Genomic DNA, 15,617 nt, shown 5'->3' with positions numbered 1-15,617 from the left:
TTAAACTGTGTTTTTCCACACTTCCAATGAAAGAATAATGATAACGATGATGAGGTGAGCCATGTATTTAAAACAGCATGTTGTACGGATCGAAAATATCAAAACTTTGCAGACCCTGGATCAGGCCAATATTGACCATAAAGTGATTGCCCTGTTGATGAGCTGTGAAGGCATTCCGCTTCAGGCCCATGAAGTGACTGCCATTCTCAACACCTACGATGCACTCGGTGCCAAAAAAGTGCCCTCTAAAAAGGTTCAGGCCTTAATTCATGCCAAACACCGCGGCGAGGAGGACGACACATTACCCTGCCCGGTTTAAAAAACGTCATTTCATGTTTTTAAAATCAGAGCTACTTCGGTAGCTCTTCTCTTGTTTGGGTGACTAATTTTGATTTAGAAAAATTGCACCAGTCCACTACGTTTGCATCTCATCAGCCGTGTATAATCAAATGCCCTTCCATTCTAGAGTTGCTCGCGACCATGGTATTCAGTGTTCTGCAAAAACAGCTTGATGAAAGTACTCACTGCCCATTGTGTAAGGCATCGATGTATTGGATTGAGGCAGAACAATATGATCAGGAGCTGAGCTATCATGAATGCAGCCATTGCCAGCATCAGCTTTACTCCGATCAAAAGCACAATTGTTATTGCGAACAATGTCTGGCGCAGCGTAAACGCATGCTCAAGGAAGTCCGTTTACAGGAAAACCGTCAATATCATAAAAAACAGGATCGGCCGGTTCTTGAGCTGAATCAGCTCAGTTTTATCAATAAGCTGTTTTTACTTTCGGTTCTGGATGAACAGGTGCAGGAATATAGTCAGCACCGTGAATATATTGACTGGCATCAAATTCGATATTATTCCATCAGTCCCAACTATCTGTTTCAGCATGGTCTGGTAAAAATCCTAATCAGGGATCAGGTTCTGATTCCCAAAGATCTCCAGCAGGAAAATCAGCATTATTATATTAATGTGCGACTGGATGGTTATTCTGAACCGACCCTGTTCAGTATCACCCAGCAGCTGCGCAACTGGTTTTATCAAAACCTGAGCCAAGGTGTGCCCTTTAAAAGTGCAGATGAAGTCAAAGATGCACTCTATTGCCTGCTATATGAAGAAATCATTCAGTTTGCCCAATTCTATTGCCGTAGCTGGAATGTGCAAATTGCCGGAAATCAGAGCTTTCAGACCTTTTGCTATCGTCTTTTGGATGTACTGGCTGTGGGTCAGATTTATTATCTGGTGCAGACCGGGCTGGAATATCTATATAAACAAAAAGCCCTCAAGCCCCGCAATGAAAACTTTATTAATACCAATCTGCTGAAAAAAACCTTGCAGCAGTACCGCGAACGTTCAGTTACAGAAAAATGGGAAACCTCTACCCTGCCGCGTCCACCGCAACTGGCATTCAGCAAGATGAGCGAAATCCTGTTTTATCGGTTTTTGGGCTATGATGAAAATATCTTCTTTCAGCCGGTGTGGCGTTCGTGGCACAAGATCGAACCTCGCCTGAAATTTTATTCCCAGAAACGTTGTATGCACTGCGGCTCACAGGAACTGTCGGTGGATTATGATGCCAGTGACTATGTCAGCCTGTTCTGTCGTAGCTGCAAGCATCAAGACCATTATTTTACCCGCTGACCGAATACAACGAATCTTTCTCCTATTCTAAATGACCACGATGACTACTTCGATGCAAGCATTACAGCAAACACTTCTGGACCAGATCTGTGAAGCCTGGTTGAAACTTCAGCAACAGCAACCCCTGGTGCATATCATGACCAATACGGTGGCCAGCAACTATGTCGCCAATATTGTACTGGCTGCACATGCTTCTCCGGCCATGATCGACAATCCTTTTGAAGCTGAAAGTTTTGCCAAGATTGCAGCAGCAATCAGTCTGAATCTGGGTACACCAACTACCGAGCAGGTTCAGGCGATGCAGATTGCTGCGAAAACTGCACATCAATTGCAAAAACCGTGGGTGCTTGATCCGGTCGGTTATGGAACAGTTCTGCGCTGGCGTTCTGGCGTCGTAGATCAGTTGATGCATTCCCAGCCTACGATTTTACGAGGCAATGCTTCTGAAATTGGTGCTTTGGCTGGCAAGCAGATCGAGTCCAAGGGTGTAGACAGCACAGTAGACAGTGCGGATGTTTATTTACAGGCGCGAAGTTTGCTGGATCATTGTGAATGTATCGCAATCTCCGGTGAATCTGATTACATTATTTCGAAAGACTATCCTGTGATACAGGTGTCAGGCGGTTCTGCTTTACAGCCCCGAATCACGGCGATGGGATGTGCGCTCGGTGCACTGATTGCTGCATATAGTGCAGTAACGTCTCCCGTCCTTGCTGCATTGACTGCGCATGTACATTTTGCAATTGCCGGTCAATTGGCATTTGAACCTGCGCAACAGTTAGGCTGTTTTAATGTCGCCTTTCTGGATGAAATCCATCAACTCAATACTGAAACAATCCGACAATACGCCAACTTTAAAATTCTGCCAGAATCCATTTAGTTTACGGGTCACTTCATGGGTGTTTATTCTCTTTAATAGATAATCATCCCTATTTAGGGCGTGTCATCAATTAAGCCATATCATGATTGAGGCAAGGTAGATCGCTGACAGGAAGTTTTGAGCCAATTTATCATAGCGCGTAGCAATACCTCGATACTGCTTGAGCTTGGCGAAGAAATTCTCGATCAGATGTCTTGCCTTATAAAGATGTTGGTCATAATCACGCTGATCAATCGCGTTACTTTTGGATGGCATCACGACTTGACCATTGATCTTATGAATCGGATCAATCACTCGATCCCTGGAATTGTAGGCTTTATCCATAAGCCATGTTTGGCTTAACGATAAGTCCAGTAACACATCGGCACCGTTCAAGTCATGGGCCTGCCCGGCAGTGAGATAAAATCCTGTTGGGTTGCCTAAAGCATCAGTACGGGCATGAATTTTGGTACTTAAGCCACCTTTACTGCGTCCGATCGCCTGTTCTTTTTTTTCCGGCACTGTGTTGATGAGCGCGCACAATGGTTGAGTCCAGCATGGCATATTCATTATCACTGTCATGTGATAGCACTTCAAAAACTCTCTGCCACACGCCTGTTTTAGCCCAACGGCTAAAACGGGTATGTACGACTCTAAAATCACCGAACCGTTCGGGTAAGTCTCGCCACGGAATACCTGAACGATAACGATAGAGTATTGCCTCAACAAATAATCGGTTGTCTTTGGCGGTTACTCCAACAGTACCCGGCCGTCCAGGCAACAGATCCTTGATCCGTTCCCACTGATCATCTCTTAATGCATAGCGTTTAGTCATGAAAAAATAATGAGGACAGATTAGATTTTCTCAAGCTAATTGATGACAGGCCCTAGATTGATCCTACTCATTTGCTTTATTGATCTCCTTAGAAATGTTCTGCCTAGCTCTTTCGGAGATCATTTTTGAGTAGTTTTATTCTGAACTGAGTAGGCTTTATACAACTTATCTAGTGATTTCCACACAAACGGTTTCCATTTTACTTAAGATCTGTTTGCATCACGCAAATCTAGTTCATGTGAATTGTAGTTCAATTTTTTGTCAGTATTTAAATATGACTTTTAAGTTTTGATTAACAGGTTACATAAATCAATATTTAAAGCCTGATCATGCTTATTTTTGATTGCTGATTTGACTTTTTCGGCTTTAAAATTTCAGTGCAATACTAGGATATTCAGCTCAATCGGGAACATGACTAATAGTATGAATAGACTAATAAAAATCAGTTCAAACAATGAGCTAACTTTGATTTCAATAAGTCAGCTTTACAAATATGCATTAAAAAAGCCAGCTGCCACTAAAGCAACTGACTTTTAAGATTTGAATAAATAACGTGTTTAAAACACCTATTTAACCTGCGTAATGAATGCTGACCGACTTGATACGATTGCTTTCAATTTCAGTGACTTTGAACTGTACACCTTGATAATTTAACTCGGTGCCCACGTCAACCGTACTGTTGGTTTTATCCAGAATCAAACCCGCAACACTGATATAACCGGCATCTTCATCAATCAGATCAATCATGCCAAGTTCCAGTTCAAGCTGATAAAGATCTAACATGCCCGATGCAATCCAGTGCGTATCATCGATTTTAACTAGATCTAGCTGTTCATCAGCATCCGGGAATTCACCGGCAATTGCTTCAAACACATCTAGCGGTGAAATCAGACCCTGCACATTACCAAACTCATCACTCACCAAGACCAAAGAACCTTTAGAGGTACGCAAGGTATTGATTGCGTCAATAACTTTCATTTTTTCAAAGATATAAATTGGGCGATGACGTTTAATCAGTGCTTTTAATTCTTCCGGCTCTTCCAGTACATCCAATAATTCTTTGGCACGTACTACGCTAATCACCTTATCTAGGCTACCGCGACATACCGGGAACAGACTGTGTGGAACAGATAGAATTTTTTCACGGATCTGTTCTGGGCTATCTTCCAGATCAACCCATGAAATCTGACCGCGCGGCGTCATGATCGAAGCGACTGAACGCTCTGCAAGGGTAAGTACCCCACCAATCATATAGCGCTCTTCATCTGCAAAGGTTTCTTGTGCCTCATTATTTTGAGTATCTGTCGTCTCTAACTTGCCACCCATTAACTTTAGGATCGAGTCAGCCGTACGATGACGCAAAGGAATCTTAGATTCATGTTTAGCAGCATTACGCTGACCAAACTGGTTAAATGCTTCAATTATGATCGCAACACCAATACCTGAATAGATATAGCCTTTAGGAATATGGAAACCAAAACCTTCTGCAATTAGACTGATACCAATCAAAAGTAGGAAGCTTAAACACAGAATCACCACGGTTGGATGACGGTTCACAAAATTGGTCAATGGTTTCGATGCCAGTAGCATCACGCCCATTGCGACAATCATGGCAGCCATCATGACATAAATATTGTCGACCATACCAATGGCGGTAATCACTGAATCTAAAGAGAAAACAGCATCTAAAACAACAATCTGTGCAACAACAGCAGTGAAACTTGCATATACCACATTGGTAGACACTGTGACTTCAGGTTTACCTTCAATCTTTTCATGCAGCTCAGTAACGGCCTTATACACCAGGAACAAGCCACCAAATAACAAGATCAGGTCCCGACCGGAGAAGGTCCAGTCAAACACAGTAATCAATGGTTGTGTCAAAGTGACCAACCAGGCAATGGCAAATAACAGGCCTAGACGCATGAATAATGCGAGAGACAAACCAATAACACGTGCTTTATCGCGTTGTTCAGGAGGAAGTTTTTCAGCCAGAATGGCAATGAAGACTAGGTTATCAATACCTAAAACAATTTCAAGAATAATAAGAGTAATTAAACCTACCCAGATTCCGGGATCTAATAAAAATTCCATTAGAGAATGACCCCGTTCGAGTAAGCTAGAAATAGAGATGGAAGATCAACGCACGGCGAGGGATCCATTAAAATTTAACCTATGCAACTTAAGACTATTCCATTATGCATAAACTGAGTATTTTGTAATGTATTAATTTACAAAAAAATTACATGATCATGATTTTATTGAGACTTTTATGATCAACTGATTGATGCTGAAACTGATTAATTTTAATTTTTTCTACATCATTTATTCAAATTGAATTAAAAATAAACAGAATTTAGTTTGATTAGACCATTACTTTTAAGGTCACTTAAAGATTAGAGCATAAACTATTTTTTTATTGAAAGAACAATCACTTAAAAATATAGCTGTAAATAATCATTTACTATATTGACTAAAACCACTCAATCACCCTATATTTCTTAAATCGATTAATTTATTGAAATACAATTATTTGCATTAAAACCTATTCAGACAGGCTGCTTAAGAACAATAAAAAGTCTTGGAAAACATTTCTACTCACGAAATACATAATGAGGAATTAAATTTATACAAAATATTATCGCCTTTCATCCGATTTTAAAGAACAATCTTCGCGCCAGATAAGGCTCACATGCAGAACTGATCAACTCCTTGGGATGTTAAGCAAAACTAAAAAGTGTTAGCGCTTTAACATTTTTAAAATAAAGGTTGAAATATGCATAAACTTTTTCATAAAATGAACGGGCCCTAGAAAAATAAATACAAGGAACATTTCATGACTAAGAAATATGCAAAATTTTTGCCGTGTACGGAAGAATTTAATTTAGAAAACTTTCCATATTATTGGGTAACTCAGGTTCATGCTCAATACGTCGTTAATGTCGATCATGCACTAAAAAAGTATGGTGTTGACAATTCCCGCCGCCGCATCCTTCTTGCACTAAAAGCCAAACCGCATGCCAGTGTTTCTGATTTGTCAGAGATGGTTGTTTCTAAAATGTCGACCACGACTAAAATTGTCTACCGCTTAAAAGACGAAGGTCTGGTTGAAACCTATTCATGTGAGGATGACGCACGGATTACCCGAGTATTTTTGACTGACAAAGGCATGCAAATGACACATAAGATCAATGATCTGACCAATGTCGTACTGGAACAGTCATTTGAAGGCCTGACGCCTTTGCAAATTGAAAAAACCATGGAAAGTTTACGTCATATTTTCAAAAATTTAGCTCGTTAAAGACCTACTTTTTATTTTAAATAGACGCTGGCGAATTGGCGCATACTTTATAATAATAAATAATTCGCCAGAGCTTTCTAAAAATCAAAAAAGTTCAGTTGTGGACTGACTTTTTTGATTTTTTCTTTTGGTACATGTGAGCATTCAAAATCTTCTACCGGAAAGCCCTCTACAAAGCTACGAATATCCGGATGCCTTAGCGTTAGCCATTCTTGCAGTCGCTGCTGTGGAATCACAATAACCGAGCGTTTGATATTACCCGGCTCATGAAACTCCTTCATCATGGGATGGTCAATTGCATCCATGGTAATCATACTGGCAGAGCGTACAATTTCACCTTGTACCCGAGCAATCTCATACACAGCTGCAATAAAAGTCGCCTGACCATCTTTACGTCTTACACCCCAACGCTGCGGTTTATTGTCAAAATATTTGGACTCATAAAATTCCGATACCGGAATGACGCCAAAATGACATTTGGCGGTGGCTTCAGCGAAGGTGGGCCTTTGCAGTAAGGTTTCATTTCTGGCGTTATAGGTCTTGGTGCCTATAGTTTTGTCTTCTGCCCATTTCGGAATGAGTCCAAAATTCACAGGACGCCATTCCAGTCCTTGAGCTGAATGAAACAAAAGCGGTGTAGCATAATTGGGATAAACCTCCTCTGGATATTCAAAAGGAATTTCTGGCAATCCCAGATTATGCAACTGCTCTAAGGTTAAAGGCTTAAAATTGGCGCACATGGCTCATATATGTAAATCATTCGACCATTAGATTATACCGTGCTGCCAAGTCGAAGCCTGTCGTATTTCTATAGTTTTAGGCGTGTTGACTGTTATGAATTCGGGACAGTCAACCAATGTGTCCGGGTAAATTCCTCAAAAATCCAGCGGCCATTAAAACGACCCAATCCTGAATTTTTCTCGCCACCAAAGGGTGCATTTGACTGGTCTGCAACACTAATGCCATTAATATGTGTCATCCCAATATCCAGTTGTGCCGCAAACGCGCAGCCTCGCTCCATGTTTGAGGTACATACTGCACTGGATAAGCCAAACTCGGTCGCATTGGCTAGGTTTAAAGCATGTGCTTCATCCCGGGCTTTTAAGATAGGTAAAATCGGACCGAAGCTTTCTTGCTGCGCCAGATCGGAATCTTCCGCAACATCAATAAAAATATGCGGAGAAACCAGATTCCCTTCAATTCCTCCTTCATAGACCAGTTGCGCGCCCTGCTCGCTGCCCGTTTGAATGATCTGTTGATGCTTTTTAACCTGACTCTGGTTAATGATCGGACCGATCATGGTATCTTCCAGATTTGGATCACCCACCGGAATCATTTTGATCCGATCCAGAAGCTTATCTACATAGGCATCATAAATAGAGGCATCGACAATAACCCGATTGGTACTCATGCAAATTTGTCCCTGATGCATAAAACGCCCCATCAGCGTCAGTTCAACTGCTAGATCAAGATCGGCATCATCCAGAATGACCAAAGGCGCATTGCCACCCAGTTCAAGTGCCAGACGTTTGATGCGGGGACTAGCCAAGGCTTTGCTACCGACACTTTTCCCCACTTCAGTCGAACCGGTAAATGAAATCATTTTCGGCACTGAATGCTCAACAAAATAATCCCCGATTTCACTGCCAGCACCGGCAACAATATTCAGTGTACCTGCAGGCAAACCTGCTTCTTCAAATAGCTTGCCGATTAAGGTGCCGCCAGTCACCGGCGTATCACTGGCCGGCTTCAATACAACGGTATTGCCACAGGCAATTGCAGTAGCCACTGAGCGTAAGGATAAATGAAATGGAAAGTTCCATGGACTAATGACAGCAATCACGCCTAAAGGCTTACGCAAAACTAAACTTTTACGTGCTGGATCTTTGCTTTCCAGCTGTTCAGTTTGGATCTGATCTGGAAAAGCCAGACTTTCCAGAATGATGCCCAGAGCAGCATCTACCTCAACGCCAGCTTTAATACGTGTACTGCCTGATTCAATAATCAGCCAGTCAATGATTTCATCACGACGCTGCTGAATAATTGTGATCACATTTTGCAACACTGTCTTTCGTACTTCAGTGGAATTCAAAACACCCTGCTGAAAAGCCTGCTCTGCTGCGGTATAAGCACTGTCTACATCGACAGAACTGGCAGCTGCCATGCTAAAAATTTCGCTCTGGGTATAGGGATTGATATTTTTTATTGTTCTGGTTGAAGTACCGCCTTGCCACTGGCCATGAATAAATTGCTGATCTAAATTTTGATATACTGTTGTCATTTTATTGTTTCCTCGCATGCTTTGCCCCACTTTAAGAGTTCGGCTGGAAAATTTCTAGTCAGAACGACAGCGGCTTACCATTAGACAATAAAAAAGCCTCCGAAGAGGCTTTTTTAAGCTAGACAGGATTAGTCACCTGTATAACCTTTTAACTTTAAACGCGCTGCGTGCAGAAGCGGCTCGGTATAACCTGATGGCTGCTCACCACCTTTAAAAATCAGGTCAGATGCTGCCTGGAACGCAATATTGTTGGCAAAGTCAGCAGACATTGGCGTATACAGTGGATCATTGGCATTTTGCTCATCCACAATTTTCGCCATACGTTGCATCACTTCTTCTACTTGCTCACGACTTACGATACCGTGACGCAACCAGTTCGCAACGTGTTGTGAAGAAATACGTAGAGTCGCACGATCTTCCATTAAACCGACATCATTGATGTCTGGCACTTTAGAACAACCTACACCCAAATCTACCCAACGAACGACATAACCCAAGATACCTTGACAGTTATTTTCGAGTTCTTTGGTTTTTTCTTCTTCAGACCAGTTGGTGTCTTTCGCCAATGGCGGTGTCAACAAATCATCCAGAGATAAAGGTTGAGTCGACAATAGCTCTTGCTGACGGTCTGCAACATTAATCTGGTGATAGTGAATCGCGTGAATCACCGCACCTGTAGGTGATGGAACCCATGCACAGCTCGCCCCCGCTTCAGGATGTTCAGTTTTGGTTTTGTACATGTCAAGCAGCATGTCTGGCTTTGGCCACATGCCTTTACCAATCTGTGCTTTACCACGTAAACCTGCTTGCAGACCAATCATCACGTTACGGTTTTCATAAGCCGGGAACCAGATTTGGCCTTTTACTTCGCCTTTACGAACGAATGGACCAGCTTCCATAAAGGTATGGATTTCGTCACCAGTACGATCCATGAAACCTGTATTGATGAAGATAGTACGATCTTTGGCTTGTGCAATACAGTTCTTCAAGTTCACAGAAGTACGACGTTCTTCATCCATAATCCCGATTTTTAAAGTTTTTGCAGGTAAGCCGAGTGCCTGTTCTGCACGTTCAAACAATTCAACGGCAAATGCCACTTCTTCAGGACCATGCATTTTCGGCTTAACGATATACATTGAACCTTGACGCGAGTTCTTGATGGTGTTTTCACCTTTGATGTCTGCAAAAGACAATAATGGCGTAACCAATGCATCCATGATGCCTTCATAGATTTCTGCGCCATCTACCAGAATCGCAGGGTTCGTCATTAAATGACCAACATTACGTAGCAACATCAATGAACGGCCGTGAACTTTAGTTTCACCACCTTCTACATTTTTGAAAGTACGGTCTTCATTCAGTTTACGGGTAACAGTTTTACCGTTTTTCTCAATAGACTCCTCTAAAGTACCTTTCATTAGGCCTAACCAGTTACGGTAGCCTTCCACTTTTTCTTCAGCGTCAACGGCTGCAATCGAGTCTTCCAAGTCCTGAATGGTCGTAACCGCAGCTTCAAGAACCACATCTTTTACACCAGCGGCATCAGTTTGGCCAATCGGGCTGCTGGCATCAATTTGCACAATAGCGTGCAGACCATTATTTTTAAATACGATTTCAGTCGGTGCTGAAGCTTCGCCATTGTAGCCAACGAATTTAGCCGCATCTGCCACAGTTGTTTTTGAACCGTCTTTTAGGGTAACAACCAGTGCATTAGCTTCAACTGCGTATTGAGTTGCGTCCGCATGCGAACCTTGTGCCAGTGGGAAAGTTTCGTCGAGGAAATTCTTGGCAAATGCGACAACTTTTTCACCACGTTTCGGGTTATAACCTTTGCCTTTTTCCGCACCATCTTCTTCAGAGATGACATCGAAACCGTAAAGTGCATCGTACAAAGAACCCCAACGTGCGTTTGCAGCGTTCAAGCAGTAACGTGCATTACGTACTGGTACCACCAACTGTGGACCTGCCAGTATTGCAATTTCTTCGTCTACATTTTCAGTGCTGATTTGAAAATCTTCTACTTCTGGTAACAAGTAGCCAATTTCAGTCAAGAAAGCTTTGTAAGCTTGTAATTCAAATGTGTTATTGCGGTGCCATTCATCAATTTTCGCCTGAATGTCATCACGCTTAGCCAAAAGTGCTTTATTTTTAGGGCTAAGATCAACAACGACTTGTTCAAAGTTTTTCCAGTATGTTTCGCTGTCTAAACCAGAACCTGGTAGTGCTTCATTTTCGATGAAATCGTAAAGTTCTTTAGCAATCGCTAACTTGCCTTTTTGAATACGTGCAGTCATTGTCTTTCCTGATATTGCTACTTTTTATACAAGAGATTCTAGTATACCGATTAAAATCTAGCTGAATAGTATTATCACATTGCTAAATACTGAGCATTTTTTCCAATATGAATACCCTCATAAACATATTTGATATTTCTCAGTTACAAATAGATATCATTCTGCTAAATACCCTAATGACAGTGTATAAAGTTTTCGAAATGTAGAAATTAGACTTAAGTTCAGATTTTCGAGTAAAAATTATGCATTTTAGTTATACACGATCATATTTAGATCAAGATTAAGCCATGTTTGATCAGGCTTGTCGATAATTTAAGTACCTATTTTTATAAAAAAAAGCGCCAGTAAATAACCAGCGCTTTTATTCTTACTCTCCGTTCACGGAGGCGATTTTCTCAATCTGGCGATGTTCAGAATTCAGGTATTCATCTGACTGCATTTCCAGCAAACGGGAACGGGTCCGTTCAATTTCAAAGGCCAGTTTCTCACCCTCGTAAATATCCACGATATTATCTTCCGAGGTTAAGAGCAACTTGACGCCGCGGTCATAAAATTCATCCACCAGATAAATAAAACGGCGTGTTCCATCATTCAGGAAATCGGTCAGGTGCGGCACATTGCTGACCAAAACCGTATTATAAATATTGGCGATTTCAATAAAATCAGCCGGGCTTCGTGGTTTTAAACACAGCTCAGAAAACTCGCACCACAATACATCTTCAGTATGTGACACGGTTTCAACAATACGGTTGTTGATAATAATCGGCTCTTCAGAACAGGTCTGTGTCTGAGTCAAAGCGCTAAAACGTTGTGCAATCCAGTTTTTATGATCATGGGTCAACGGGAATTTAAACAGTTGTGCCTGTTTTAGAACCCGTAGACGGTAATCGACTCCGGCATCAACATTTAATACCACACAGTTTTTCTTGACCAGTTCGATGGTAGGCATAAAACGGTCACGGTGAATGCCGTTTTTATATAAACCGTCCGGTGCGATATTCGAAGTCGCGACCAAGGTAATACCGCGTTCAAACAGCTTCTGGAACAGATCACTCAAGATCATCGCATCCGTCACATTGGATACAAAGAATTCATCAAAACAGATGATGACGGCTTCTTTATAAATCCGATCCGCCACGATATCTAGCGGGTTACGCTGTCCGGATAATTTGTTTAACTCACGATGCACATGCTGCATAAAATGGTGAAAATGCATCCGGGTTTTACGGCGAAACGGAATCGAATCGTAAAACTGATCCATGAGCCAGGTTTTGCCACGTCCTACTCCGCCCCACATATAGACGCCTTTGGGAGATGTCTGACGGCGAAAGCGGCGAAATGCTTTTTTCGATGCCTTAAAACGCTGAATCAATTCCAGCCACACACGATTCAGTTCATGTACTGCCATTGCCTGTGCTTCATCAGGCATAAACTGTCCCGAAGAGATCGCTTGTGCATAACGTTCTGCAGGAGAAATCGGACTAAAAGCGGTGCTGTGCTGTGAATTAAAATCGGACATAGAATTTCGTACTATTTGGGATCAATTTAATTATAGCGGAGTTTAATCAACACGCTATAACACTTTGGCATAAACAAGCTTAGGCTATTTTATATATTGCCGAGGACTTTGCCCAAACCAGCGTTTAAAGGCATGGTTAAAAGCAGCCGGCTCGGAATAGCCTAATAATTCTGCAATCATTTCAATCGAATACTGTTTGTATTCAATCAGTCGCAAAGCTTTATCTTTAATAATTTCTTCGCGAATCTGCTTATAACTGGTATCACACTGCTGTAACTGATGCCGTAAGGTTCGTTCCGGGATATTCAGCGCCTGTGCCGTTTCAGCCATGCTCGGCATCAGGCCGCTTTGGATCTCCAGATAATCCTGCACGCGCTGCACCACAGTCGGCGTCTGCTCATCCTGTTGCAAGCGTTCCAGTTCAGCCAGACATTTGGCTTCATAGACAGCAAAAGTGACCGCATCTGCAGAAGGAATTTTAATATCCAACACTGCTTCATCAAACCAGAATGCTGCCCGAGATGCATCAAACTGTACCTGTGTTCCATAATAATCATGGTAGACCTTTAAGGTATTCAGATCTTCTGGATAGGCAAATGGCAACTCGATCCGCAAATCAGGTTTGGATAAGCCCATCAATTTGTAAATTTCCCGGATAAACTTAAACGTTCCGGAAATCTCCGCCTGTGCCAGCAACATTCCCAAATGATCATCCTGCTGCTTTGCTCGATAACACAGCGCGCTATGATGCTCGCTTTGCTGCAAATCCAACTGACCGGTCAAATGGGTCAACTGCTGAAAACGGATCACCTGGTTCAGTGCATCGCGTACTGTAGGACTGGTCACCAGCAACATGAGTAAGGGACCATAACCTGCCAAAGCATAATGCTGACCAATCAATAATCCCTGTTCAGGTTGGATTTCCTGTCCCACCACCTTAAGCACATCATGTTCCAGACTCGGATGGATCACCGAACTTGGATCAAAGGCATCTACACGCAGCCCAATGTTTTGCAGTTTCTGATCGACTTCCATGCCAGCCTTGCGCATCCCTTGAATCAAATACATCAGACTGAGAACAGAACGTTTCATAACCATACAAATACAATGTGATTGCTCTAGTTGTACTATAAAAATAATGTGTCGGCTATTGCCGTTTAGATCAATTTTCTGTCTAATCACCAGGGAGCAAATTACGATAAATATCCAATATTAAAATAAGTAAGGAATGTAGTGATGCTAGATCATGCCACCGCTACACGCTCCCCCCCTCATACCAAAGTTGCCATTATTGGAGCTGGTTGCGGAGGGATTGCCATGGCAATACGTTTACAACAGCATGGTATTTATGATTTTATTATTCTTGAAAAAGGTAGCGATTTTGGCGGAACCTGGCGGGACAATCAGTACCCTGGAGCAGCCTGTGATGTGCAATCACATTTATATTCCTTGTCATTTGCACCGAAAAGCAATTGGTCCAAACGTTATGCGGAAGCACCCGAGATATTTTCTTATATTCAGGATCTGGTGACCGATTATAACCTGCGTGCTTTTTGCCGTTTAAATACCGAAGTACTGGCAGCACATTACCAGGCAGAACGCTGTCTATGGCAATTACAGCTACAGGATCAAAGTATCCTTGAAGCCCAGTTTGTTATATTCGCTTCCGGACCTTTACATATTCCGCAAATCCCAGATATTCTCGGTATTGAGAAATTCCAAGGCAAAGTCTTTCATTCTGCGCAATTGGATCACACTTATGACCCGACTGGCAAAAATGTCGCATCGATTGGAACAGGTGGCAGCGCCATTCAATATATTCCGGAAATTGCCCCGAAATGCAAACAACTGTATGTCATGCAACGTACTGCGGCTTGGGTCATTCCTCGGGATGAACGTGCCTACCCGAATCTTGAAAAGAAACTCTTTAAAAAATATGACTGGTTTAGAAAGCTACACCGTGCCCGCCTGTATTGGTCAAATGAATCGCGTGTGGTACCGATTGTCAAACCGGGCATTATGAAATTCACCCAAAAACTGGCAGAACTATTCATTAAATATGAGGTCAAAAACCCTGAATTGGCCAAGAAACTAACTCCCGATTACATCATGGGCTGCAAACGTATTCTGGTTTCAAATAAATACTTCCCGACGTTTAACCGCCATAATGTGGAACTGGTGACCGAGAAGATTCAGGAACTGACTGAACACAGTATCATTACACAAGATGGAAAAGAGCGGCCGATTGACTGTCTGATTTATGGCACCGGATTCATTACCGATCCACGTATCTATATGAAGAATTTTCAATGTACCCGGGCTTGATGGCGTAGAACTGAATGAAATGTGGAAACAAGGTGCTGAAAGCTATTATGGAATTTGCGTGAAAGACTTTCCAAACCTGTTTCAGTTACTGGGGCCAAATACCCTATTGGCACACAATTCTGTCATTTTTATGATTGAGGCACAAGTTGAATATATTTTGCAATTGATGCAACTGGTCGATCAATCCCAAAGCGATGCCATTATGGTTAAAGACCAGGCACAAGATACATTTAATCAGCAGGTGCAACATATGTTTGAAAAGACCGTGTGGCAATCTGGCTGTGTCAACTGGTATCAGCAGGAAGGTGGCAAGAACTTTGCCTTATGGCCAACTTATACCTGGAAATACTGGCTCAAAACCAAAAAGCCAAATGCCAAATGCCAAATGCCAAATGCCAAATGCCAAATGCCAAATGCCAAATGCCACAGATTATCTGTCTTGTCCTGAAATAGATTGACAGTATTCCACTTCAAACCGAGTTAAGCAATTAGCTCGGTTTTTGTTTGCTCATACATCTGATTCGGGGTGTTCATATTTAAACTTAAATGCGGTCTATAACAA

Annotated in this window: 12 protein-coding genes and 1 pseudogene; 6 read left to right on the top strand and 7 right to left on the bottom strand. The window is 42.1% G+C overall.

The window, feature by feature from the left end; genetic code table 11:
* Positions 1 to 61 precede the first annotated feature (61 nt).
* The 3 genes from AC1P5O_RS03435 (at position 62) to thiM (ending at position 2,521) form a co-directional block, all read left to right on the top strand.
* Positions 62 to 319, top strand: coding sequence for a hypothetical protein (locus tag AC1P5O_RS03435; protein ID WP_004278839.1), 258 nt, complete (start codon positions 62 to 64; stop codon positions 317 to 319).
* Positions 320 to 480: 161 nt separating this feature from the next.
* The gene (locus tag AC1P5O_RS03430; RefSeq protein WP_004278840.1) at positions 481 to 1,641 is read left to right on the top strand and encodes a hypothetical protein; all 1,161 of its coding nucleotides are present in this window, start codon (positions 481 to 483) and stop codon (positions 1,639 to 1,641) included.
* A gap of 40 nt (positions 1,642 to 1,681) precedes the next feature.
* The gene (gene thiM / locus AC1P5O_RS03425) at positions 1,682 to 2,521 is read left to right on the top strand and encodes a hydroxyethylthiazole kinase (RefSeq protein WP_035341034.1); all 840 of its coding nucleotides are present in this window, start codon (positions 1,682 to 1,684) and stop codon (positions 2,519 to 2,521) included.
* A gap of 66 nt (positions 2,522 to 2,587) precedes the next feature.
* Here thiM and AC1P5O_RS03420 read toward each other — a convergent pair.
* Positions 2,588 to 3,335, bottom strand: a pseudogene (locus AC1P5O_RS03420) (IS5 family transposase).
* A gap of 570 nt (positions 3,336 to 3,905) precedes the next feature.
* Positions 3,906 to 5,429: a TerC family protein gene (locus tag AC1P5O_RS03415; RefSeq protein ID WP_004731467.1), complete on the bottom strand. Its 1,524-nt coding sequence runs from the start codon at positions 5,427 to 5,429 to the stop codon at positions 3,906 to 3,908.
* A gap of 742 nt (positions 5,430 to 6,171) precedes the next feature.
* On the opposite strand from AC1P5O_RS03415, the gene AC1P5O_RS03410 reads away from it, so the two are divergent.
* Positions 6,172 to 6,636: a MarR family winged helix-turn-helix transcriptional regulator gene (locus tag AC1P5O_RS03410; RefSeq protein ID WP_004278843.1), complete on the top strand. Its 465-nt coding sequence runs from the start codon at positions 6,172 to 6,174 to the stop codon at positions 6,634 to 6,636.
* A 77-nt stretch (positions 6,637 to 6,713) separates the two neighbouring features.
* Here AC1P5O_RS03410 and AC1P5O_RS03405 read toward each other — a convergent pair whose 3' ends face one another.
* The 5 genes from AC1P5O_RS03405 to AC1P5O_RS03385 form a co-directional block, all read right to left on the bottom strand.
* Positions 6,714 to 7,376 carry an SOS response-associated peptidase family protein gene (locus tag AC1P5O_RS03405; RefSeq protein ID WP_004278844.1) on the bottom strand — a complete coding sequence of 221 codons (663 nt, stop codon included), beginning with the start codon at positions 7,374 to 7,376 and terminating at the stop codon, positions 6,714 to 6,716.
* Between the two features lie 92 nt (positions 7,377 to 7,468).
* Complete coding sequence (locus AC1P5O_RS03400; RefSeq protein WP_004731470.1) at positions 7,469 to 8,917, bottom strand: aldehyde dehydrogenase family protein; 1,449 nt, start codon at positions 8,915 to 8,917, stop codon at positions 7,469 to 7,471.
* Positions 8,918 to 9,045: 128 nt separating this feature from the next.
* Positions 9,046 to 11,211 (bottom strand): malate synthase G, encoded by a 2,166-nt coding sequence (locus tag AC1P5O_RS03395; protein WP_004278846.1) that lies wholly within the window; start codon positions 11,209 to 11,211, stop codon positions 9,046 to 9,048.
* A 367-nt stretch (positions 11,212 to 11,578) separates the two neighbouring features.
* The gene (gene zapE / locus AC1P5O_RS03390) at positions 11,579 to 12,730 is read right to left on the bottom strand and encodes a cell division protein ZapE (protein WP_004278847.1); all 1,152 of its coding nucleotides are present in this window, start codon (positions 12,728 to 12,730) and stop codon (positions 11,579 to 11,581) included.
* 84 nt (positions 12,731 to 12,814) lie between these two features.
* The gene (locus AC1P5O_RS03385; RefSeq protein ID WP_004278848.1) at positions 12,815 to 13,822 is read right to left on the bottom strand and encodes a helix-turn-helix domain-containing protein; all 1,008 of its coding nucleotides are present in this window, start codon (positions 13,820 to 13,822) and stop codon (positions 12,815 to 12,817) included.
* A 144-nt stretch (positions 13,823 to 13,966) separates the two neighbouring features.
* On the opposite strand from AC1P5O_RS03385, the gene AC1P5O_RS03380 reads away from it, so the two are divergent.
* Both AC1P5O_RS03380 and AC1P5O_RS03375 read left to right on the top strand, forming a co-directional pair.
* Complete coding sequence (locus tag AC1P5O_RS03380) at positions 13,967 to 15,055, top strand: flavin-containing monooxygenase (RefSeq protein WP_004278849.1); 1,089 nt, start codon at positions 13,967 to 13,969, stop codon at positions 15,053 to 15,055.
* 19 nt (positions 15,056 to 15,074) lie between these two features.
* Positions 15,075 to 15,503 (top strand): hypothetical protein, encoded by a 429-nt coding sequence (locus AC1P5O_RS03375; protein WP_499005656.1) that lies wholly within the window; start codon positions 15,075 to 15,077, stop codon positions 15,501 to 15,503.
* Positions 15,504 to 15,617: the final 114 nt, after the last annotated feature.

The organism is Prolinoborus fasciculus (genome assembly GCF_056724605.1).
Note: the sequence above shows the minus strand (reverse complement) of the source record. Positions and strands in the feature narration are given on the sequence as shown.